The 23,800-nt window shown below is 42.7% G+C and carries 21 protein-coding genes; 13 read left to right on the forward strand and 8 right to left on the reverse strand.

Annotated elements, in window-relative coordinates; genetic code table 11:
- Nucleotides 1-19 precede the first annotated feature (19 nt).
- From uraH to allB, 5 genes are all read right to left on the reverse strand, one after another.
- Nucleotides 20-358, reverse strand: a complete 339-nt coding sequence (gene uraH / locus BDD43_RS19585) for a hydroxyisourate hydrolase (protein WP_121199264.1) — start codon at nt 356-358, stop codon at nt 20-22.
- Entirely contained in the window at nt 355-858 is a 504-nt protein-coding gene (gene uraD / locus BDD43_RS19590) for a 2-oxo-4-hydroxy-4-carboxy-5-ureidoimidazoline decarboxylase (protein ID WP_121199265.1), read from the reverse strand. The genes uraH and uraD overlap by 4 nt, the downstream gene beginning before the upstream one ends.
- Nucleotides 859-860: 2 nt before the next feature.
- Nucleotides 861-1,607, reverse strand: a complete 747-nt coding sequence (allE, locus tag BDD43_RS19595; RefSeq protein ID WP_121199266.1) for a (S)-ureidoglycine aminohydrolase — start codon at nt 1,605-1,607, stop codon at nt 861-863.
- Nucleotides 1,608-1,763: 156 nt separating this feature from the next.
- The gene (locus tag BDD43_RS19600; protein WP_121199267.1) at nt 1,764-3,005 is read right to left on the reverse strand and encodes a M20 family metallo-hydrolase; all 1,242 of its coding nucleotides are present in this window, start codon (nt 3,003-3,005) and stop codon (nt 1,764-1,766) included.
- A complete protein-coding gene (gene allB, locus BDD43_RS19605) occupies nt 2,998-4,332 on the reverse strand; it encodes an allantoinase AllB (RefSeq protein ID WP_121199268.1) in 1,335 nt (444 codons plus the stop codon). Before allB ends, BDD43_RS19600 begins: the two co-directional genes overlap by 8 nt.
- 98 nt (nt 4,333-4,430) lie before the next feature.
- Between allB and pucL the strand changes: the two genes are divergently transcribed.
- The 4 genes from pucL (at nt 4,431) to lysA (ending at nt 8,865) form a co-directional block, all read left to right on the forward strand.
- Nucleotides 4,431-5,276: a factor-independent urate hydroxylase gene (pucL, locus tag BDD43_RS19610; RefSeq protein ID WP_121199269.1), complete on the forward strand. Its 846-nt coding sequence runs from the start codon at nt 4,431-4,433 to the stop codon at nt 5,274-5,276.
- Between the two features lie 57 nt (nt 5,277-5,333).
- Nucleotides 5,334-6,053 carry an RluA family pseudouridine synthase gene (locus tag BDD43_RS19615; protein ID WP_121202046.1) on the forward strand — a complete coding sequence of 240 codons (720 nt, stop codon included), beginning with the start codon at nt 5,334-5,336 and terminating at the stop codon, nt 6,051-6,053.
- Between the two features lie 153 nt (nt 6,054-6,206).
- A complete protein-coding gene (locus BDD43_RS19620) occupies nt 6,207-7,517 on the forward strand; it encodes an aspartate kinase (RefSeq protein ID WP_121199270.1) in 1,311 nt (436 codons plus the stop codon).
- A gap of 121 nt (nt 7,518-7,638) precedes the next feature.
- Nucleotides 7,639-8,865: a diaminopimelate decarboxylase gene (gene lysA / locus BDD43_RS19625; RefSeq protein WP_121199271.1), complete on the forward strand. Its 1,227-nt coding sequence runs from the start codon at nt 7,639-7,641 to the stop codon at nt 8,863-8,865.
- Nucleotide 8,866: 1 nt separating this feature from the next.
- On the opposite strand, the gene BDD43_RS19630 is transcribed toward lysA, so the two are convergent.
- Nucleotides 8,867-9,640 carry a hypothetical protein gene (locus tag BDD43_RS19630; protein WP_121199272.1) on the reverse strand — a complete coding sequence of 258 codons (774 nt, stop codon included), beginning with the start codon at nt 9,638-9,640 and terminating at the stop codon, nt 8,867-8,869.
- A gap of 327 nt (nt 9,641-9,967) precedes the next feature.
- Between BDD43_RS19630 and BDD43_RS19640 the strand changes: the two genes are divergently transcribed.
- On the forward strand, nt 9,968-11,323 hold the full coding sequence (locus tag BDD43_RS19640) for a GH1 family beta-glucosidase (RefSeq protein ID WP_121199274.1): 1,356 nt from the start codon (nt 9,968-9,970) through the stop codon (nt 11,321-11,323).
- 184 nt (nt 11,324-11,507) lie between these two features.
- On the opposite strand, the gene BDD43_RS19645 is transcribed toward BDD43_RS19640, so the two are convergent.
- Nucleotides 11,508-14,114 (reverse strand): MGH1-like glycoside hydrolase domain-containing protein, encoded by a 2,607-nt coding sequence (locus BDD43_RS19645; RefSeq protein ID WP_121202047.1) that lies wholly within the window; start codon nt 14,112-14,114, stop codon nt 11,508-11,510.
- 329 nt (nt 14,115-14,443) lie between these two features.
- On the opposite strand from BDD43_RS19645, the gene BDD43_RS19655 reads away from it, so the two are divergent.
- Entirely contained in the window at nt 14,444-14,932 is a 489-nt protein-coding gene (locus BDD43_RS19655; protein ID WP_121199276.1) for a DinB family protein, read from the forward strand.
- A gap of 625 nt (nt 14,933-15,557) precedes the next feature.
- On the opposite strand, the gene BDD43_RS19660 is transcribed toward BDD43_RS19655, so the two are convergent.
- Nucleotides 15,558-16,439, reverse strand: a complete 882-nt coding sequence (locus tag BDD43_RS19660; RefSeq protein ID WP_121196630.1) for an IS982 family transposase — start codon at nt 16,437-16,439, stop codon at nt 15,558-15,560.
- Between the two features lie 160 nt (nt 16,440-16,599).
- On the opposite strand from BDD43_RS19660, the gene BDD43_RS19665 reads away from it, so the two are divergent.
- The 7 genes from BDD43_RS19665 to BDD43_RS19695 all read left to right on the forward strand — a co-directional run bounded on the left by BDD43_RS19665 (nt 16,600) and on the right by BDD43_RS19695 (nt 23,745).
- Nucleotides 16,600-17,379 (forward strand): alpha/beta hydrolase family esterase, encoded by a 780-nt coding sequence (locus tag BDD43_RS19665; protein ID WP_262707455.1) that lies wholly within the window; start codon nt 16,600-16,602, stop codon nt 17,377-17,379.
- A gap of 93 nt (nt 17,380-17,472) precedes the next feature.
- Nucleotides 17,473-18,759, forward strand: coding sequence for a phenylacetate--CoA ligase family protein (locus BDD43_RS19670; RefSeq protein ID WP_121202048.1), 1,287 nt, complete (start codon nt 17,473-17,475; stop codon nt 18,757-18,759).
- 122 nt (nt 18,760-18,881) lie between these two features.
- On the forward strand, nt 18,882-20,432 hold the full coding sequence (locus tag BDD43_RS19675; protein WP_121199278.1) for an HAL/PAL/TAL family ammonia-lyase: 1,551 nt from the start codon (nt 18,882-18,884) through the stop codon (nt 20,430-20,432).
- A 5-nt stretch (nt 20,433-20,437) separates the two neighbouring features.
- Entirely contained in the window at nt 20,438-21,166 is a 729-nt protein-coding gene (gene fabG / locus BDD43_RS19680) for a 3-oxoacyl-ACP reductase FabG (protein ID WP_121199279.1), read from the forward strand.
- A 223-nt stretch (nt 21,167-21,389) separates the two neighbouring features.
- Nucleotides 21,390-22,439: a class I fructose-bisphosphate aldolase gene (locus BDD43_RS19685; protein ID WP_121199280.1), complete on the forward strand. Its 1,050-nt coding sequence runs from the start codon at nt 21,390-21,392 to the stop codon at nt 22,437-22,439.
- Nucleotides 22,421-23,485 carry a glycoside hydrolase family 130 protein gene (locus tag BDD43_RS19690; protein WP_121199281.1) on the forward strand — a complete coding sequence of 355 codons (1,065 nt, stop codon included), beginning with the start codon at nt 22,421-22,423 and terminating at the stop codon, nt 23,483-23,485. The genes BDD43_RS19685 and BDD43_RS19690 overlap by 19 nt, the downstream gene beginning before the upstream one ends.
- Before the next feature lie 47 nt (nt 23,486-23,532).
- Nucleotides 23,533-23,745 (forward strand): hypothetical protein, encoded by a 213-nt coding sequence (locus BDD43_RS19695; RefSeq protein WP_121199282.1) that lies wholly within the window; start codon nt 23,533-23,535, stop codon nt 23,743-23,745.
- The last annotated feature ends 55 nt before the right edge of the window (nt 23,746-23,800 follow it).

Genomic DNA, 23,800 nt, shown 5'->3' on the forward strand with positions numbered 1-23,800 from the left:
TTTATTACGGCTCCGTTAATCACGAGCCGCGGTAAGTTGAATATCCAAACGGATTTAATAGTAAAGGTACATGATAGTGCTGGCCCGAAGTAACGTTAAAAACAATTTCAACAAAAGGGTAAAATGCGCTAACGTTAAGGGCTTCAAAATAAGGCGCAACCTCAAACCTCATTTTATAAATACCTGCGGGTAATACGGTTTCGTTATCAAGCAAATTGGGTATCCGGCCATCGGTATTGGTTTTGCCTTCGGCCAGTTTATCCCAGTTGGCATCTTTTTGCCGGTGTAACGATATGGCGACACCTTGCGCAGGTTTGCCCAGGGTGGTATCTAAAATATGGGTGGTAATCTGGCTCATGCAAATAGTTTTTCTAAACGGATGCGGGTTATTTTGGCTTGTTCGGCAGCGGCAATTTCAATCTCCTTATCGGGATCGTTCGGCAAGCGCGATTGTAAAAGCCACAACATTTCGCCTGCCGATTTGCCTGTGGCGCAAACTATAAATATAAACCCAAATTTCTCTTCGTAATCGGTATTCCCTTTAGCTAAAGCGTTAAGCACATCATCCGGAGCGGTATTAACACCAGCCTGCTCGCCCGACGCCCAGTTAGCAGTACTTGCAAATTTTTGCTTTAGCGAGGCCACATCGCCAATTTTGGGGTGGTGTGTAAAAGCCTCTAACCAATCCTTTTTTTTGCACTGCTGCCATTTTTCATCGGCATACTCCAGCAGGTCAACTAAATCTTCAACCGGGAAGGCTGTAAGCATGAGGTTAACCCAGGTTGTTGAACCGCAGCATTGAAACAAGGCATCTTGCTTCTCGCTTTCGCTTAGGTGGTCAAACTCGGCAATGGTCATTGTTAAATTGTTGTAGGGAAACGGTTTACATTTTTATAATAAATATACACGGCGGGTTCTTTCCCCATAGCGGTAAACCACTGCTGGCAATACGGTGCCATCCATATCGAATCGCCTTTTTTTATAGGGTACCATTCATGGTCAAGCATGTATATGCCCTGGCCTTGCAGGTATAGTAAACCATGTTCCATAATATGGGTTTCAACCATAGGCAGGTTTCCGCCGGTTTGATAGGTAAAAATGTTTACAGCCATATCAAAACTTAAATCGGGCGGTAATAAAACCTGTATCCGAAGGGCGTCGTCGTTCATGTAAATCGGCCCTTCAATATCGGCTGCATCGCCAAAGTAAGTGTCGGGCACATCGTAACCATCAATATATTCGTAAACCTTATGGAAGGTTAACAATTGGCTGCCTTCGGCAAAGCCATCAAATAAATACTCTTTACCAATGGGCACGTAAACAAACTGCCCCTTAGTTAGTACCTTGTTTTGTGAGCCAATGCTTACCGTACAGCTACCCTCAACCACATAAAAAAATATTTGCGAAGCTTTGGTTAGCCCAGATAATTTACAACCTTTTGCTGCCGTAATTAAGGTTTGGCAAAGGTTAGCACCCATTTGCTCGTTAATAATAACGTTAACGGTGCAGTTTTCCCAGCCCGGTACGTTGCTGTTTATATAACCATCGGGCGCAATAACAGCGTGGTTACGCTTGACTACCGACCGGGTTAATGCTGAAATTTCCATATTCTTGTTATTTAATTAAATGAATTTAACCACCGAGGACACTAAGATTTTTTTCACAGAGTTACACAGAGTTTTTAGCATTTGTTCAATTTTAAAATCTTTGTGAACCTCTGTGTTTTCTCTTCTTTGTGATCTCTGTGGTAAATTCGCTTTATCTTATTTACTTTTTATCAATTCTTCTAAAAACTTATCCGACACCTCAATAGCTGCCGCAATATCTTTCAACTCGGCATTCTCCAAAGGGTTATGGCTGATGCCTTTATAACACCGCACAAACAACATGCTTACCGGCGAAACCTGCGATATAGGCACGGCATCGTGCCCTGCACCGCTAACCAGTTTAACCGTTTCAATGTTTGATGCCGAAATAGCTTTTTCGAGCAATTTGCTTAATCCTTCATCGCAGGTTACGGGTTGGGTTTCCTGTATCAAATTCCAGTTTAATGTTATTTTGCGTTTATCGGCAATCAACTGGCACAGGTCTTTAACAGTTTGGTAGGCAATAATTAATTGGCGTTCGTCGGCGCTGCGCAAATCCAAACTGCAAATTACCTTGCCAGGAATAACGTTGCTGGCGGAGTTCACCACATCTAATTTACCAACGGTAGCAACCAGGCTGTTTTTGTTTTCTAAGGCAAATTTTTCTAAAGCCAGCACAAAATCGGCAGCGGCGCACAAGGCATCGGCTCGCATATCCATTGGCACTGTACCTGCATGTCCGGCCATCCCGGTAAAGGTAATTTCAACACGTTTTTGCCCCGCTATGGCGGTAACTATGGCTACGGGTATGTTGTTTTCGTACAAAACAGGGCCCTGTTCTATGTGTATTTCAAAATAGCCCAGCCAATTTTGGGGTTCAATAGCATCGCCGGGTAGCAATTGGGCCTTGCCGCCAATTAATTCAATTACCGAATTTAAAGTTATACCGCCTTTATCCGTTTTAGATAATAAGCCATCGTCAAACGAGCCGGCTACAACCTTGCTGCCCAGGTACGTGGTATGGTACCGCACTCCTTCCTCGTCGCTAAAAGCTATCAGTTCAATATTAAATGGCAGTTTAGTTTTAGATGCAATTAAATGTTCAACAATATCCAAACCCACTAACACGCCAAGCGGGCCATCAAACTTGCCAGCATTAACCACCGTATCAATATGCGACGCGATAACGAAAGTTTTAGCATCAGGATTATCACTTTTTAAGAAAGCCCGAACGTTGCCAATATTATCTACCCGCCCTGGTAACCTGGCTTCCATCATCCATTGCGCAACTAAGGCAACGCCAAACATAAATTTGTCGGTACCAAAAGTACGGGTAATGCCATCTTCGTCCTCGCTAATAGCGGCAAGCTGGTTAATTCGCAAAAGTATTTTTTCGGCGCGGCTGGTGTAATTAGTCATTTCCTAAAACTATCTGTCCTTGGTTTAATTTAATGTTTCCTTTATCAAAAACCTTAACGCCCGCAATATACGTTTGTTCAACCACGCCAAATAAGGTTTCGCCCAAATATGGCGTAACCTTATGCTTATGATAAATCATATCCTCTGTTAACTTAAACGAAGCTTCTGCATCCCAAATAACAAGGTCGGCATCATATCCCTTAGCTAATTTGCCTTTGCTACCGGCTTTACCAATTAGTTTCGCCGGGTTTTCTGATAGCCATTTTGCTACATCCATAACGGTGCAATTGCGTTGTTTAGCCGCTGTCCATAAAACAGGCAACGCAAACTGTAACGACGATATACCACCCCAGGCTTTAATAAAATCGCCGCTTTGCATCTGTTTCAAATCGGGCGGGGCGGGGGAGTGGTCGGTAGCCACAAAGTCAATAACACCGCTTTTTAGGGCTTCCCACAGTAAATCGTTGTTATCTTTTTCACGTATCGGCGGGGCGCATTTAAATTGTGTTTGCCCGTTCTTAATATCTTCAGCCGCAAAATATAAATAATGCTGCCCGGTTTCTACAGTTAAGGATAAACCCCTTTTTTTTGCTTCGGCTATTTGGCCGATGGAATTTGACGACGATAAATGAACGATATGTACCCGGCAATTAAATTCTTCGCATAGGCGTATCATCAAACTCACGGCATCATCTTCCCAATATTTTGGCCGCGATGCGAGGTAATCCGTGTAAGATAGCGGGTCTTGATCGGTTACTTTAAAATCATCCGTCAATTCGCAGTGTACCAACAGTGGTAAGTTATATTTTGCGATGATTGGCATTGCTTTGCGCAGATCATCTTCGGTTGCGTTCGGGAAATCGTCAATACCCGAATGGGTTAAAAATGCTTTAAAGCCTAACACACCTTTTTTAATAAGCGGTTCTATTTGGTGCGAATTACCCGGCACAATGCCACCCCAAAAACCTACATTGGTATGTAATTGATTTTTTGCTGCGGCCAGCTTTTGCTCAAATGCCTCAACACTTGTGGTAACCGGTGCCGAGTTAAGGGGCATATCAACCAAAGTTGTTAAACCGCCTGCAATTGCGGCGTGGGTGGCCGTATTAAAACCTTCCCAATCGGTACGGCCAGGTTCGTTTATATGGATGTGCGGGTCAATTACCCCGGCCATTACAATTTTATCGCCAACGTCTATTACCCGTAAATTGGTATTATAATCAGCCGGTAAAACATCAGTTATAAGCCCTTTTTCAATCAGTATCAAGCCGTTAACCACACCCTCCGGTGTGATTATATTTGTAGATTTAATTGCAAATTGGCTCATTTTGTGTAAAAAAAGTTAAAATTCCTATAAATTACTGCAAAAACAGTTTAGAAATTTCTAAATTGCTAATCTTTTAACAATAATCAAAACTAATTATAATGAATATCAAATTAGGTAAAAACGCTTACGGAAAAAATGCAGTTAACTTGTCGAAAATTATTCGCCATGCCGATTATCATGAGTTTAGGCAAATTTCGGTAAGTGTGGCCCTCGAAGGTGATTTTGAAACCGCACACACACTTGGCGACAACTCTAAAATTTTAGCTACCGATACGCAAAAAAACACGGTATACGTATTGGCTAAGGAACATTTTACAGATGGTATTGAAGATTTTGCCTTATACCTTTCCGCTTATTTTTTAAATAATAACCCGCAGGTAACGCGTACCAATATCGAAATTATTGAACACCCGTATCAGCGCATGGCCTTTAACGGCGATACCCACCCGCATGCGTATATTGGCGGCGGCAGCGAAAAGCATACCACAAGCATTGTGCAGGACGCCGATGGCCTTGTTATTACTGCCGGTATTAAAGATTTGTTGATATTAAAAACTACCGATTCGGGTTTTGAAGGTTATATTAAAGAGCAATACACCAGTTTAAAAGAAACTGCCGACCGTATACTGGCCACGCAATGCCAGGCCACCTGGACCTACAACAGTACATCGCTTAATTTTACGCAATTATTTGGCCAAATACGCACAACGCTGTTAAAAACCTTTGCCTTCCACAAAAGCCTTTCGGTGCAGCAAACATTATATGCTATGGGCGAAGCTGTTTTGCAAACCTACCCCGAGGTAACCGAGATTAGTTTAGTTATGCCTAACAAACACCATATTCCGTTTAATCTCGATCAGTTTGGTATGGATAATAAAAACGAGATATTTATAGCAACCGACGAACCATTTGGTTACATAACAGGCACGGTGGTAAGGGGGTAAAAAGGGGCTATGCAAATGGCATTTTTAATGTCGGGCATTTTGGTGATATTTGCAGCAATGAAGATACCCAAGTTCCAGGACCTGATCTTATTTGAAAATCCTGATATTATTGTTGTAAATAAACCGCCATTCATCAGTTCGTTAGATGAGCGCGAGGGAGGCGAGATTAATATGCTGCGCCTTGCCAAAAATTATTCGCCGGATGCGCAAGTATGCCATCGTTTAGATAAAGAAACCTCGGGAGCGTTAATTATAGCCAAAAACCCCGAGGCTTACCGCCTGGTTTCTATCCAGTTTGAAAAACGCCGCGTAAAAAAAATATACCATGCCATTATTGAGGGCACCCATGTATTTGAGGACCTGCAAATTGACTTGCCGATATTAAACGCCGGTAAAGGCAATGTAACCATCAGCCGCCAGGAAGGTAAACGCGCCGAAACCCATTTTCAGTCGTTAAAGTATTTTAAGCACTATACGTTGGTACAATGCAGGCCTGTTACCGGGCGCATGCACCAGATCCGGATTCACCTGGCCACGCAACGGGCATCCATTGCCGGCGACGAAATGTATAAAGGTAAACCTGTGTTTTTATCGGCCATAAAACGCGGCTACCGTTTAGGTAAAGAGCAGGAAGAGTTACCCATTATGAAACGTTTTGCCTTACATGCCTACGAGGTAACCTTTAAAATTAATGAGGTTGACGAAGTAACCATACACGCACCTTATCCAAAAGATTTTGAAACACTGCTAAAACTGTTGGAGAAATTTGATAGTTAAGCATACCATCATTTCTTCTGTAGTAATGCAGGTACAGGTATTCGTTCCAAATTTAATTTCGCTTTACGCGGATTTTTAGCTGTAAAAACCTATTTTTGGCTGCTCAATGGTTTTGCTTCCCGTTGACCATTTAAGCTTAAATATAATTTAAAAATGAAAGTTCTAAAATTTGGCGGAACATCTGTTGGCAGCCCCGAACGGATGAAAAAACTGCTGGATATTATCAATCCGGCAGAAAGGCAAATCGTGGTTTTATCTGCCGTTTCGGGCACAACTAACAGCTTGGTCGAAATTGGGCAGGCGTACCTTGCCGGCGATAAGTTGAAGGCCATGCAATTAATTGCACCGCTAAAGGTTAAGTACCAAAAATTTATTTCCGAATTGTTTAGCACCCCGGAGTTTTTAGAATCGGGCAAGGAAGTAATTGACTATCATTTTGGTTTATTAACCAACCTGGCTACCGATAACTTTACCACCATTGAAGATAAAATTGTATTGGCCCAGGGCGAACTGTTAAGCACAACCCTATACTATGTTTATTTACAGGAAATAGGTGTACCGGCAGTTTTATTACCGGCACTGGATTTTATGAAAATTGATGAGGATGGCGAACCTGTAATTGATTACATGACCGACCATATTACACCCTTGTTAAATCAACATCCCGATAATAAGTTGTTTATTACCCAGGGTTATATATGCCGAAACTCGTTTGGGGAGATTGATAACCTGCGCCGTGGCGGCAGCGATTACACGGCATCGTTAATAGGAGCAGCCATACGCAGCGAAGAGGTGCAAATTTGGACGGATATTGACGGTATGCACAATAACGACCCGCGTATAGTTAAAGGCACCAAACCAATTGCACAGCTATCGTTTGACGAAGCTGCCGAGTTAGCCTACTTTGGCGCAAAAATTTTGCATCCGCAGAGTGTATTTCCGGCACAAAAATATAAAATACCCGTTAGGCTGCTCAACACCATGGAGCCCAACGCACCGGGAACACTCATCAGTAACAGCAGCGATAAAGGCGAAATTAAATCAATAGCCGCAAAGGATAATATTACGGCTATCAAAATTCACTCCAGCCGCATGTTACTGGCCTATGGCTTTTTGCGCCGCGTTTTTGAAGTTTTTGAACGTTACAAAACGCCTATAGATATGATAACCACATCGGAGGTTGCGGTATCTGTCACAATAGATGATACTACCTATCTTGGCGACATTACCCGCGAGTTAAATATTTTTGGCACCGTTGAGGTTGATGTTAACCAAACCATAGTTTGCGTAGTTGGCGATTTTGGTGCCGAAACGCACGGCTATGCAGCCCGCGTACTCGAATCGGTTAAACACATACCTTTGCGCATGATATCGTATGGTGGCAGCAGCTACAATATCTCTATCCTCGTTAAAACAGCCGATAAAGTTGAAACTCTAAGGAGTTTACACAGCAGGTTGTTTTGAAGAGATGATGGTTCGTAGATCATGGTTCATGGTCGGGATGCTTGTCACAATATCTATAATAAAATAATTTTACACTATGGTTCCATGAACTATCAACCATGAACCATGAACAAAAAACAACATGTTCAACACCAATATCCTTACCCGTTTTAACAATTTAGAAACACCGTTTTATTATTACGATTTAGATTTGCTTGCTCAAACTTTGCAGGCTTGCGCCTATGCATCGGCGCAATATAACTTCCATGTGCATTACGCCATGAAAGCTAATTTTAATCCGAAAGTAATTGATAAAATACAATCGTACGGTTTTGGTGCCGATTGTGTGAGCGGTGGCGAGGTAAAGGCAGCTATTGAACATGGTTTTGATAAAGGCAAAGTGGTTTTTGCTGGTGTAGGTAAATCCGACAAGGAAATTAACGAGGCATTAGACAGGGAAATATTCTGTTTCAATGTAGAATCGGTGCAGGAGTTGCAAATCATTAACGATCTGGCTAAAGCCAAAAATAAAACAGCAAGTGTTGCCATACGCATTAACCCTAATGTTGATGCCCATACGCACCACTTTATAACAACCGGACTGGAAGAAAATAAATTTGGTGTAAACACCTGGGAACTGCCTGCCGTTGCCGAAGCTTTGGGCCAATTGCCTAATCTGCAATTTTTAGGCATTCATTTCCATATCGGTTCGCAAATTACAGATTTGAGTGTTTATAAAAACCTTTGCGTGCGCGTAAACGAATTGCAGCAATGGTTTGAAGAACGTAATTTGCCCATTAAAGTATTAAACCTTGGCGGTGGCTTAGGTGTTGATTATTATGAGCCCGACGAAAATCCTATCTGCGATTTTGCGAGCTATTTTAAAGTATTTAACGATTTTTTAAACGTGAAACCGGGCCAGGAGGTACACTTTGAACTGGGCCGTGCGCTGGTTGCGCAATCGGCATCGTTAGTGAGCCGCGTACTTTATGTAAAAAACGGCATTAAAAAGAATTTCCTGATACTGGATGCCGGGATGACTGAACTGATACGCCCAATGCTTTATCAGGCTTACCATGTGATAGAGAATTTGAGCGGGAAGGAGAGAGTCAAGAATCAAGAATCAGGAATCAAGAATGACGAGTCGGGAAAAGAAGTCTTGAGTCCTGAGTCTGGCATCTTGAGTCTTATCAAATACGACGTAGTAGGCCCTATCTGCGAAAGCACAGATTGTTTCAGAAAAGATGTTGAACTGCCCGAGTCATATCGCGGCGATATCATTGTTGTACGCACCGCAGGCGCCTACGGCGAGGTAATGGCATCAGGCTATAACCTGCGCGATAGAGTACAAAGCGTATACTCCGAATAATTTAAAAGCAATAACCAACACGTAAATTAACGTTAACAATGTTTTGCCTTTCTACCACAAAAAAATATTTACGCATTTGTACAAAAAAGCTTGCGCTGTAATTAATATTGTTGTATTCCGAGTTGTTGTAGTATGAATTGGTATAGTCGTTAAAATCGTGGTTGCCAAATGTTTTGCCTAAGTACCCCTTTACTGCATAATGTATTTGCGGGTTGTTGCGCCCGCGCCAGGCAACCTCGGTAGTTAAACCGCCGCTAAATAAGTTGTTGTTAATATCGGTATGGAAACCGGGCTGGCTCCTCACTGCTTTCCTAAAATCGGCATAATCGCCAAATTCGCTGCTGTAAGCCAAGTCTATCCCAATAATCCTTAAATCTACCTTATCATTCAGCGGGATAAAAAAATTAGCTGATGCATTGGCACCTAAACCTGCAAAAAATTTATTGTTAAAATAATTGGCTTCGGTTTTTTCTATCGACGTATTTTCGTAACTACCAGCAAAGCCAAATACGCCGTAGGCTAAGTTAATATTATCAAAGGTGTTAGCATGGTCTAAACGCAGCAAACCCATGTAGGTGTTATCCTTTAGGTCGATACCCGAACCTAAGCCTAACCCGCCCGATACGTAACTGGCCGACTTTGCCGAATCGGTATGCATGGGCTTTGCCAGGTAGGTTGAGTTATTGTTGTATAACGCCGGGGCGTAAAAATGATCGTTACAGCCCGAAATAAAAATAACTGTTATCAAAAGCGCTAAAGCATATATTTTTTTCATGCACAGGTTAAGTTTTACAAAGCTGAATATAAAACAAATTGCGCTTAAAAGCTAAGTTTTTTAAAATGGCACTTAACCTAATGGTAACATGTAATGCACAATAGCTTAAACATTTACATGTAGCTTTATGTTGAAAATAAAACATAAACGCCATGAGATCTTTCCTGAATTTATTTTTACTGCTCAACAAAATTAAGGAGCGTGTTTTTTTAAGAAGCATGCGCTCTTTGTATATGCACTAAAGCATTTTGCCCAATAGTGTTATTTACTATAGATTTTTATTCGGAAATTTGCGGTTGGGCTTAAATTAGCCTGCGCTAATATTTAATGAAAGCCGACTTATACAACCAGCCTGTTAACCGGGCCTTTTTTGGGGATAATTTTAATTGGGGCGTATCTACCGCTGCCCCGCAAATAGAGGGTGCATTGGCTATTGATGGTCGTGGTACTTCTATATGGGATGTATTTACCAAAAAGAAGGGCAAAGTTTTAAACGGCGATACTCCCGATATTGCCTGCGAGTTTTACGAGCGTTACCGCGAAGATATTGCGCTTATTAAAGAGCTTAACATCCCTAATTTTAGGTTTTCTATAGCCTGGCCACGTATTTTACCTAACGGAACGGGCGAGGTTAACCCCGCCGGAATAGCTTATTACAACCGCATTATTGATTTTTGCCTCGAATTAGGTATTGAGCCCTGGGTAACCATTTACCATTGGGATTTGCCTCATGAGCTTGAACTGAAAGGCGGCTGGACAAACCGCGAAATTGTAAACTGGTTTAGTAACTACGTAAAAATTTGCGCCAACGCCTTTGGCGACCGCGTAAAACACTGGATGGTAATGAACGAACCGGCTGTATTTACCGGTGCCGGTTATTTTTTAGGCATACATGCCCCTGGCCGCACAGGTATTAAAAACTTTTTACCTGCCGTACACCACGCCGTTTTATGCATGGCAGCAGGAGGTAAGCTATTGCGCCAACTATTGCCCGGCGCACAGATAGGCACAACTTTTTCGTGCTCGCACATCGAACCTTATTCTAATAAACCTAAGGATGTTGCTGCAGCGGCGCGCGCTGATGTATTTTTTAACCGCATATTTATTGAAGCTGTATCGAGCATGGGTTACCCCGAAGATATTAAAGTACTTAGCCGTATAAAGCAATACATGCTGCCCGGCGATGAGCATTTAATGAATTTTGAGTTTGATTTTATCGGCCTCCAAAACTACACCCGCGAAATTGTAAAAGCCTCGCTATTTGTACCCTATATAGGTGCGCGCCTGGTTAAAGCCCAGCACAGAAATGTGCAGTTAACCGATATGAAATGGGAAGTTTACCCCCCGGCCATTTACGAGGTTATCAAAAAATTTGATGCTTACCCCTTTGTGAAAAAAATCATCATTACCGAGAATGGTTCCGCTTTCCCGGATGAGGTAAAGGATGGTAGGGTAGATGACCCTCTGAGGTTAAAATATCTGCAAAACCACATCAACCAGGTGCTCCGGGCCAAAAACGACGGCTGCAAAGTAGCAGGTTATTTTATCTGGACCTTAACCGATAACTTTGAATGGGCCGAAGGTTATCACCCGCGCTTCGGCATCATCCACATCGATTTTAAAACCCAAAAACGCACCATCAAAAATTCGGGACTGTGGTACGGGAAGTTTTTAGCACCCTGATTGATGATTTATTAAAATCATCAAAAAAAACAAACATCACCATTGCGAGGCACGAAGCAATTTCTAAGCTATACAGAACGGCTTTGTGGGTCCGTTTGTCCTGCGCAAAGATTGCTTCGTGCCTCTATACGGGCGAATTAAGCAATATACCAAACCCCAATAGTCCAGGTTATCATTTTAAATTCTACAGCAAAGCCACCAAACCTGTCCAACCGGTTTGGTGGCTTGCGCCTAAGCCTTTGCCGTTATCGCCATTAAAATACTCGTGAAATAAAATATAATCCTTAAAATGAGGGTCGTGGTTTAGCTTTGGATGGCCGCCAAATACAGGCCGCTCGCCGCTTTCGTTCTTTAAAAAAATTGATTTTATACGCTTGCTCAAAAAGCCCGCAATTTCGGCCAGCGAAAAGTATTGATTTGATCCGGTAGGGTATTCAACCTTAAAATCGTTACCATAATAGTTATAAAACATGTATAACGATTGGATGAGCAGGTAATTAATAGGCATCCAAATAGGCCCGCGCCAATTGCTGTTACCGCCAAACATGCCCGTGTCGCTTTCGGCGGGGTTATACCTTACCGGAAAATCGGTGCCGTTAAGCCAATAATCAAACGGCTGCTGCTCATAAACTTTTGATATTGAACGTATTCCATACTCCGATAAAAACTCATTGCTATCAAGCATACGGCGCAGTAAAAGTTTCATACGGTGGCCGCGCAGCAGCGATAGTAAATGCTGCTCGTTGCCATTGGTATCTCTCCAATAACTTACCAACTGTACAAGGTCTGGCCGTTGTTGCATAAACCTATCAAGGTTGTTGCGTAATTTGGGCAGGTTTTTCCAGCGGCTATCGTCAAACACAATTACGGCAAACATGGGTATCAGGCCAACCAGGGTTCGTAAACGCAGCCGGTCATACCCGCCTTCGGGTTTGCGTAGCAGGTCGTAATAAAAACCGTCCTGGTCGTCCCACAAACCCCACGAGTCTTCACCCATATTGGCAATGGAGCCGGCTATGTATAAAAAGTGCTCCATAAATTTAATGGCCATGTTTTCGTAAACGGGGTTAAACATGGCAAGCTCTGCACTAATGTGCAGCATATTAAGGGCATACATGGCCATCCAGCTCGTTCCGTCGGCCTGTTCCAGGCAGCCGCCTCCGGGTACTGGGGCACTGCGGTTAAATACCCCTATATTATCCAGGCCCAAAAAGCCTCCCTCAAAAATATTATTGCCTTCGCTATCTTTTTGGTTTACCCACCAGGTAAAGTTGAGTAGCATTTTATGGAAAACATCCTCCAAAAATTGAATATCAGCCTTGCCTTTTGCCTTTTGGTCTTCCTCAAATACGCGCCAGGTTGCCATGGCGTGTACAGGCGGGTTAACGTCGCCAAAATCCCATTCATAAGCAGGCAATTGTCCGCTTGGGTGAATGTATTTGGCACTTACCAGCAAAGCCAACTGCTGCTTTGCAAAACCAGGATCAATAGGCGCGAGCGACATGCAGTGGAAAGCCAGATCCCAGGCCGCAAACCACGGATATTCCCATTTATCCGGCATTGATATAATATCCCCGGCTATCAGGTGTTTCCATCGGTGGTTTCGTCCATGCCTGCGGTTTTTGGGTGGCACCGGCTGGCCGGGGTCGCCTTCAATCCAGCGGTTCACATCGTATAAAAAAAACTGTTTGCTCCATAGCATACCGGCCCAGGCCTGGCGCTGAACCAGTTTTTCGTCATCGTTATTTATAGCCGCCTGCTTATCGTTATAAAACTCATCAGCTTCGGCTTTTCGTGCCAATAGTGTAGCATCAAAATCGGCAAAGGCATTATTTTGCTGGTTTTTACTGAGGCGTAATTTAAAAGTTATGCTGCTTTGCGCAGGTACGTTTTTTTGATACCAAATAGCTGCTTTGGTGCCTTCGTGCTGCGGGTTTACGGCATTAGTATCGCCGTTTACAACCCGGTTATTTATCCCGTCTTTAACAAAAGCCGAATTATTTGCCGAATTATAGAGCCGTTCGTTATTAGTTTCGTTATCGGTAAATAAAAATTCCGCCTCTCCATCGGCGTAAAAATAATAGTCGCCAAGCACGGCACTTCGCATCATCATACAATTATTGCCATGGTAAAGCATCAAAGGCTTGGCAGTATCATCGCCCAGTCCCCATGTTTTGCGGTACCATAATTGCGGTATTACATGTATAGGGGCATCTTTTACGCCCCGGTTGCAAATGGTATATTGTATAAATAAATCGTCTTCGTTATTTTTGGCGTATTCAATAAACACATCAAAATAACCGTTATCATCAAACAAACCGGTATCAATCAACTCAAATTCCGGGTCGAGTTTACTACGGCGCTGGTTTTCATCAATTAATTGGCTGTACGGGTAAGGCTGTTGTGTGTATTTGTACAGCATTTTCATGTAGCTGTGCGAGGGCGTGTTATCAATGTAATAATAAAGCTCCTTCACGTCTTCGCCATGATTACCCTGTTGGTTGGTTAGGCCAAAAAGGCGTTCCTTCAGTATAGGGTCTTTTTCGTTCCATAGGGCTAACCCCATGCAAAGTAGTTGCTGGTCGTCGCTAATTCCGGCAAGTCCTTCTTCGCCCCAGCGGTACGCCTTGCTGCGTGCCATATCATGGCTTATATAATTCCAGGCATCGCCGTTTTCGCTATAATCTTCGCGCACGGTGCCCCATTGCCGTTCCGATAAATACGGCCCCCATTTAAGCCAGTTTATTTTTTGAGCATAATGGTCGGCAAGGCGGGTTTGTTCGGTTGTCATATATGTTTTTTGGCGGATGTTAAACGAAACTAAGCTAAGGTTAAATATCAATTTTGTATTGCTGCAAATAGCTTTCTAATGTAAGTTTAATGTTATTTTTTGTTGCGTTATTTAATCCGATAATTGTAGTCCTTTTAAAAATGCAATTGCCGTATTTTAAACTTAGGTTAAAATGAATGGTAATGCAATGGGGTTTAATCTGTAAGTCATTTTTAACGTGAAAGCAAAAACCTGGACTAATTAATAGCATTTTTACTGCCCATAGGTATAGTTGAATAGCGAATAACTTATCCGCTTAAGCTTTAAAATCAATCCCAATAAAATAAAAAATGGAACTCTTTATTAAAATGACAATTGCAGCGTGGAACACTCAAAATGCCCGCCTTAATAAATTAGTAAACACCCTTAGCAACGAGCAGTTAGCAACCGAAACGGCACCGGGCCGCAATACAGGCACTTATCTTTTTGGCCATTTAATAGCGGTGAGCGATGCTTTACTGCCGATAATGGGCTGGGGCGAGAAATTTTATCCCGAATTGGAAACGATCTTTTTGAAAAATCCGGATAAATCGGGCCTCGAACAGCCATCAATCGAAACGCTTAAAGGATATTTTACAACAATAAATGCCTGCATAGAACAGCATATTGATACGATGCAGGTTGCCGATTGGTTTGACAGGCACACCGCAGTATCGGCTGCCGATTTTGCCAACGAGCCTCACCGCAACAAACTCAATATTATGATAAATCGTACTAATCACACCAGTTATCACCTTGGTCAAATGGCTTATCTGGCAAGCAAAGCCGATGTGGGATAGTGAAAAAAATACACTATATTATAAAAACCGTTTAGGGCTATTAGCTAAGCCTTAAACGGTTTATGCATTAACGGAAAAAGCTGGCCCTTACTATTAGTTGTGGCATTATAATACTATCAATACTTGATTAAGGGCGAGGTGGCCGAGGCGGTAAAACGCGGTGTGGTGCCGGTGGCCGGTGTAAAACAACCCTACGGCGATGATGCACAGCCCGGTGTCTGCGTGTAAATCGGGGCCACCTTGGTTTGCCTATGTGGATATTGGGCCTTGGCGGTGGGCCATGCGGGTGCGGCGGTAACTTAATTTGTGCGCCCGCACTAAAAGCCATAGTGGCAATTAATACAAAAATTAGTAATTTAACGGTTTTCATTGCGTAAGCTTTTTGTTTAACTAAATTATAACTCCACGCTACTGTTAATGTTTCAATTAAGTTTTGTTTAAGTGTTTAAACACATCGCACATCCGCAAGCGGCGCCCCTTTTGAGGTAATTAGTTACCGGTAGCTTTATCGGCCTTTTTGCTTACTGCTTCAATAAAATTAAAACCATAAGCCCTTTTTAACAGTATATACTATGTGCTTAAATATTGATATGAAATTTACTATTATTTTACCCGTAGTGCATTATCAGACTAAATTTATTTTAATGTGATTCATGTTCCTTTTAAAGATAAATTTGTTGAGGTATTGAATGGTGGTCAGGGCAGTTATTTTACTTAACGTCCTTGTCTTAAACCCCTCAAAAGTTTTGGCATAATTTCTTCTGATCATAAACTGATCGCACAGTTGCGAAAATAGCGTTTCAATCCTTTTCCTTGATTTTTTGAATAGGTATGGATACGGTTTGAATTTCTTTTGATTGTTTCTCATCGGGGTTTCCAATCTAATGTTTACAGATTCAAAAAGATTGACCTGTACCTCTGCGGACAAATAGCCTTTGTCTCCAAGTAGCACGCAATCAGTCATTTGTTGTTGTATATCTTTCAGGTAATGTATGTCATGTACGGAAGCAGGGCTTAGGTCAAAGTTCTCAAAAACACCATCTACTGAACAAACTGCATGCAGTTTGTATCCATAATACCTCGAACTTTGCGCAGCACAAAAACCATGGTTTGGAAAAGCGTATTCCTGTTCTTTGCAGATTTTACTTCTTGCTGCACGGGCATTTTTACATACCTCTAAAGGCATTGAATCGACAATGAAACAGTCCTGGACAGCGTTCAGTTTCTGAACAAGCTTTTTTCTCACCTCATTTATGTGCGGGAACAATTTTCTTTTTCTCTTATTGTAAACACTTCGTTCGATCAAGATATCAAGCGGGGTACCTTTCAGGTTTCTAAATAACTGATATTCAGAATCTATTCCACAATATTCAGCGGTCAAATTTAACGTAATTAACTCTAAATCAGACAGTCTTGGCCTTACTGGTTTGTAATAAAAGTCCTCTTTTATTGACAGTTTCCTAAACTCTTCTAAAATAAAAGTGTAATTTTGAATCAAGTTGTTCATGTTTGTAATTGATTGTCAGTCAATACAATATACCATTTATTGGCGAAATGAACAACTTTCTTTATAATGCACTACGGGTATTATTTTATTATTTACATTAAAGGCTACACCCGTATTAGCGCAAAGCCAACTGGTTGAGCAGCAAATTAAAGTTAACGGCATAAAGCGCGATTTTACAATGTATTTGCCCGATAATGCTACCGAAAACATGCCCGTAGTTATTTCGCTTCACGGCGGTTTCGCCAGCCCGAAGGGGCAGTTTAGATTGGCTAATTTTAGGCCCGTTGCCGATCGCGAAAGATTTATTGTAGTTTGCCCGGCCTCAAAGCATGGTTGGCAGGATGGTAAAAACGTAAAAAGGATAGACGATGTTAAATTTATTGATGAGTTGATTACTTATCTGGTTTACAATTATCACGTTAACGCCAACCGCATTTATGTAACAGGCATATCAAAAGGAGGCTTTATGGCGGCCAGGTTAGCTTGCCAACTCGGTAATAAAATAGCAGCAGTTGCCATTGTTGCCGCCACGTTAAACACCAACGAAGGTTATGCGCCGCAATACCCAATGCCCATCATGTTTATTCACGGCACTAAAGACCCTATTGTGCCTTATAAAGGAGGCAATCTTTTCGGACGATCTATTTACTCGCACCCCGATATTATTAAAAAATGGGTTCTGCTTGATAACTGCAACCCCAAGCCGGTAATAACCACCATGCCCGATACCGCCAAAGATGGCACCAGTATTGTAAAAGAAGAATATACAAACGCCGTTACAGGTATGCAGGTTATTGGCTATACGGTTAATAATGGCGGCCACACCTGGCCCGGCGGCTGGCAATATTTGCCCGGTTTTATTATTGGCAAAACCAGTAAAAATTTAAATGCTTGCGAAGCCATATGGGCATTCTTTAAATTATATCAGTTGGGTAATTAATTTATCGGTTTCTATAAATCCGGGTTCGCGCATTTTTTGTTTATTTGCTGTGTGGGCAAACAATTGCCAAGCCGTTTTATTATCAATACCAGCATGACTTTTAACGAAACAGCATTTCCAACAGCCCAAAGCACACTCCAAACACAAAAGCTGCGGCAATTGCTGGTTTATTTAAAGCAAAATTCGCCGTTTTACCAACAGTTATTTAAGCAACACAACGTTGATATTGACAGCATCAAAACACTGGCCGATTTAAGCACCCTGCCCTTTACCACTAAAGAAGATTTACAGCAGCGCAATAACGATTTTTTGTGCGTTAGCCGCGATAAAATTATTGAATACGCCTCAACATCGGGCACGCTGGGCAGCCCGGTTACCATAGCCTTAACAGATAACGATCTGGATCGCCTGGCTGTAAACGAGTATCATTCGTTTGCGTGCGCAGATGGCTCCGCTACTGATGTTTACCAGTTGATGCTTACTTTAGACAGGCAATTTATGGCCGGCATAGCCTACTATTCGGGTTTGCGTAAAATGGGGGCAGGCATTGTCCGCCTGGGCCCGGGCGTACCATCCCTGCAATGGGAAACCATCCAAAGGCTCAAGCCAACGGCAATTGTAGGCGTGCCATCGTTTATTTTAAAGTTAATCCAATTTGCTCATGCCCATGGCATTGATGTTAATCAATCGTCGGTAAAAAAAGCAATTTGCATAGGCGAAAACATCCGCAATACCGATTTTTCATACAACATATTAGGAAAAAGGATAACCGAGGCCTGGGATATACAACTTTACTCAACCTACGCCTCAACCGAAATGCAAACCGCTTTTACCGAGTGCTGCGCAAGGCAAGGTGGCCATTTACAACCCGATTTATTGATAGTTGAACTTTTAGACGATGATAACCAGCCAGTTTTACCCCATGTGCCCGGCGAAGTAACTATTACCACTTTAGGCGTTGAAGGTATGCCACTGCTACGTTATAAAACCGGTGATATATGCATGTATGACGACGACACCTGTACCTGTGGCCGCAATACCTTGCGCTTATCGCCAATTATTGGCCGTAAAAAGCAAATGATTAAGTTTAAAGGCACCACGCTTTACCCACCGGCTATGTTTGATTTGCTGAATGAAATTGAAGAGGTGATTGACTTTGTAGTTGAAGTATATTGCAACGACATTGGTTTAGACGAGGTGATTTTGCACTTATTACCCGCAGAACACACCGAAGCCGCCGACCGCAAAATACGTGCTTACTTACAAGCCCGATTGCGTGTAAGCCCCGGCATAAAATACGTTTCGCTGGCCGAGATACAAAAAATGCAGTTTCCGGAAGCAAGCCGAAAGGCGATCAAGTTTATTGATAAAAGAGTTTAGGTAAATATTTTAGTGTATTTGTTTGCGAGGGTTTATATTTGCCCATTAAGCCCAATATTGGTTATCCCAACCGTACCCGATTGGGATGACAAAGTTTTAATATAAAAATTTAGTATTCGCCTATGATTTCTGTTGGACAGGATGTTCTTTCTTTAGCCGATTTTTCAAACCTGGTATTCAACGGAAAATCAGTTAATCTGCCCCAGTCTGCTTTAAATAAGGTAGATACCAATTTTAAATTTTTGCAGCAATTTTCGTCAAATAAACTCATTTACGGCATCAATACCGGTTTTGGCCCCATGGCGCAATACAAAGTGAGCGAAGATAATTTGCTGCAACTCCAATATAACCTTATCCGCAGCCACAGCTCGGGCAACGGGGCTTTGCTTAAGCCCACCCTGGTAAAAGCGTTAATGATAGCCCGGCTTAACAGCATGATGCAGGCGTTCTCGGGCATACATACCGATGTTGTGCTATTGCTGCAACAGCTTATCAATAAAAACGTTACGCCCTGTATTTATGAACATGGAGGCGTAGGTGCCAGTGGCGATTTGGTTCAACTGGCTCACTTAGGTTTAGTGCTAATAGGCGAGGGCGAGGTATTATACAATGGCGGCAAATACCCCACTATCCAAATTTATAACCAACTTGGCATCAAGCCGCTCACCATTCATGTACGCGAAGGTTTGGCTATTATAAACGGCACTTCGGCCATGACGGGTATTGGAATGGTGAATGTGATACAGGCACAAAAGTTATTGGGTTGGGCAGCCATGCTGTCGGCCATGACTAACGAGGTTGTTGAAGCCTATGACGATCATTTTTCGCACGAACTTAATATTGTTAAGCACCACAAGGGGCAAAATAAAATTGCTGCCATGCTGCGTAATATTCTTACAGGCAGTAAAATGATCCGCAACCGGTCCGATCATTTATATCAGCCGGATAATATAGGGCACGATGTTTTTGAGGATAAGGTACAGGAGTACTATTCGTTACGTTGTGTAACCCAGGTTTTGGGGCCAATTTACGATACCATAGCAAATGCCGAAACCGTTTTAGTTAACGAATTAAACTCGGTTAATGATAACCCGGTGATTGACCACGTAAACCAAAATGTATTTCATGGTGGCAACTTCCATGGCGATTATGTATCGCTCGAGATGGATAAGCTAAAAATAGCCATCACCAAATTATCAATGCTATCCGAGCGGCAGCTAAATTATTTGATGAATGATAAGCTCAACAAAAAGTTTCCGCCGTTTTTAAATTTGGGGGTATTGGGCTTAAACTTTGGCATGCAAGGCATGCAGTTTACAGCCACATCCACAGTGGCCGAAAATCAAACGCTTTCGTTCCCTATGTATGTACACAGCATCCCTAACAATAATGATAACCAGGATATTGTAAGTATGGGTTGCAACGCCGCTTTAATGACCGGGCGCGTTATTGATAATGCCTTTGCAGTTTTGAGCATACAATTAATGAGCCTTTTGCAAGCGGTTGATTATTTAGAATGCCAAACCAAACTGGCACCGCATACGCTTAACCTGTACAATAAAATGCGTGCCATATTCCCTAAATTTATTCAGGATCAGCCTAAATATAAAGACCTCGAAAACGTAAAAAACTTTTTGGAGGTAAACGAGGCTGCTATCTCATTTAATTCGTAATTGTTATGAAATGCGCTTTAGTTACCGGCGGATCGCGAGGAATTGGCAGAGCAATTTGTGTAAAGCTTTCGGCAATGGGCTACCATGTTTTAATCAACTATAAAAGTAATGCTACAGAAGCCGGCGTTACACTTTCTACTGTAACCAATAGCGGCGGCAGCGCAGATACGTTACAGTTTGATGTATCCAACAAAGTTGAGATAAAGCAAACCCTGGGCAACTGGATAACTGCAAACCCCGATAAACACATTGAGGTACTTGTTAACAATGCAGGTATTAAGGACGATAGCCTGATGCTTTGGATGAAAGATGAGCAATGGGATAGCGTAGTAAAAACCAGCCTCGATAGTTTTTTTTACGTAACCCGCCTGGTTTTAGATGATATGCTTATGCAGCGCTATGGCCGTATCATCAACATCGTATCGTTATCCGGCCTTAAAGGGTTACCGGGCCAAACCAATTACTCGGCAGCTAAGGCCGGCGTTATTGGCGCAACAAAAGCCCTTGCACAAGAGGTTGGCCGCCAAAATATCACCGTAAACTGCATAGCCCCCGGCTTTATAAAAACGGATATGACCGAAGGCCTTGATGAACGCGAGTTAAGAAAACTAATTCCCGCAAACCGTTTCGGCACGGTAGAGGAGGTGGCCCACGCAGCAGGCTTTTTAGCTTCGGCACAAGCTGCATACATAACCGGGCAGGTACTATCTGTTAACGGTGGTTTGTATTCGTAATTAAATAGTTACAACAAATAACAACATCGGTTTCATAATGCCGACAGCGCATTTGCGTGTGGCTTATCGGCCTTGGCACAGATCAAAATATATTTTGTAATATCCCAACAACCGTTGTTTTTATCGGGTTAGTTACGCTTGTAACCAATCATTCAATTGCAGCCAAAACAACTTAACTTTTGTGTTGTTATATCAATACGCCGTTAAAAGGAGTTAAAAAGGAATGAATATATCTGAACTAAAAACTATTGCAGGGAACCTCATGGCTGGTGATAAGGGTTTGTTGGCAATGGACGAAAGTACAGCCACGTGCAACAAACGCTTTGAAGAGCTGGGCATCCCGCAAACCGAAGAATACCGCCGCAAATATCGCGAACTTATAGTTACCACACCCCGGTTGGAAGAATGTATTAATGGCGCAATATTGTTTGATGAAACCATTAGGCAAACTACCGCCGATGGTGTTAGATTTATAGATATACTGAAGGAAAAAGGCATCATCCCCGGCATTAAAGTAGATGAGGGAACCATACCAATGGCCGGTTTCCCGGGAGAAAAATTAACCGAAGGTTTAGATGGCCTTAGCAAGCGTTTAGCCGAGTACTATAAAATGGGGGCAAGGTTTGCTAAGTGGTGCGCTGTTTTTACCATAGGTGCCAATACACCTTCAAGCACTTGTATAAAAGCTAATGCCTATTTATTGGCACGCTATGCGGCGCTTTGCCAGGAAGCCGGATTGGTACCTATTGTAGAGCCCGAAGTAATTATGGATGGCGACCATTCGTTAGAATTATGCGGGGAAGTAACTACCGAAGTGTTACATGCCGTTTTTAACGCCCTGTATCAGCACAAGGTTGATTTGGGAGGGATGATATTAAAACCTAACATGATATTACCCGGCACCCAAAACTCCTACCAAAGTAATACCGAAGAAATTGCTACGGCTACTGTAAATTGCTTTATGCGCTGCGTGCCCGCATCTGTTCCGGGAGTGGCGTTTTTATCGGGCGGGCAACCTGGCGTTTTGGCCTCCGAACGGTTAAATATGATGCATAAAAAGTTTGACGAGGCAATGCCCTGGGCACTTACATTTTCGTTTTCGCGCGCAATACAACAACCTGCTTTAGAATACTGGAGAGGCAAGGATGAAAACATTGAAGTTGCCCAGCAAATGCTGTTTCATCGCGCAGCATGTAATAAAGCCGCAAGGCGGGGCGATTATACAGTGGAAATGGAAAAGGCAAGCGAAAAAGAATGGGCTCATTTCGATTAAAACGTTTAGGGGTTATTATGGAGCCCGAAGCGGGTAACCCACTGGAAATTGAAGGTGTACTAAACCCGGCGGTGGTACGCGGGCCCAATGGCGACTTGTATTTATTTGCGCGCATGGTAGCCAAAAACAACTATTCGCGCATTGGCATAGCCAAAGTTAAATTTAACAAAGCCGGCGATCCGGTTGGTGTTGAGCGTTCAGGAATTGCACTTGAACCAGAGGCTGATTACGAAAAACGTCCAGACGGAGGCGGCGGTTGCGAAGACCCGCGGATAACTTACGTAGAGCCGTTAAAGCACTACATTATGAGTTATACGGCATTCTCGCCTGACGGGCCGCGTATTGCATTGGCACAATCGACAGATTTATTGCATTGGGAACGCTTGGGTTTAGCAACATACTCGCCTTACGAAAATATAGAATTTAACGGCATCAACAACAAAGACGCCTGCATGTTTCCCACGGTAATTCAAAGCCCGCACGGGCAGCAGGCTATGGCCATGCTGCACCGTCCGCTTTTTCCGGGCACAAGGCCCGAGGAAACAATTCGCTACCCGTTAGATCGCGAAATTAGAGAACATCACGAGTGTATTTGGATCTCTTACTCGCATCTCCAATCGGCAAACCATCTCTATCGTCACTTGCCTAAGTTTGTATCTAACAGGCCCTTGGCTACCCCGGTAGCGGGTTGGGAACGGCTTAAAATAGGAGCAGGAACACCGCCAATATTAACCAGGCACGGTTGGATGATACTTTACCATGGCGTACATCAACTGGAAGGCGATAAACTATCCTACTCGGCTGGTGTAATGATACTGGCCGAAAAAGAGCCATCTAAAATACTTTACCGTTCGGCACAACCCATTTTAAGTCCAACTTTGCCCGAAGAAAAAATTGGTGCCATTGCCAACGTTGTTTTCCCAACGGGGATAGATTGCAGGCACGATATAGGCCAGCCCGATGCGTTTGATGTGTATTACGGCATGGCCGATAACCGGATAGGAGTGGCCCGACTGGAAATACCAAAAAAATTACGCTTAAAATAGAAAACTTTATTTTAAGTTAATGGTTAACTATTAAAATTGTGTTGCTTATGGTACTTGAAGAAGCCTTTGACAATTTAGTATTAACCAGCCATGCCTGGTACGAGTTAATTGGGATGAACCGCGCCCAGGGAAACGCGCTATCGCGAGCTTTTAGAGAAAACGGAAGCCGCGCCGCCGATATTGAAGCCCTTTTTAAAGCCTACGAAACCAAATTTATAGCAATGGTACCACGCGTAAGGTTCAAAAAAGCAAAAAGCTAATTTACCCCAAAATAACGCCTTGAGAGTTGTTTTGCTATCCGCAAGGCATGTGTTT

This window comes from Mucilaginibacter gracilis (genome assembly GCF_003633615.1).
Taxonomy (GTDB): Bacteria; Bacteroidota; Bacteroidia; order Sphingobacteriales; family Sphingobacteriaceae; genus Mucilaginibacter; species Mucilaginibacter gracilis.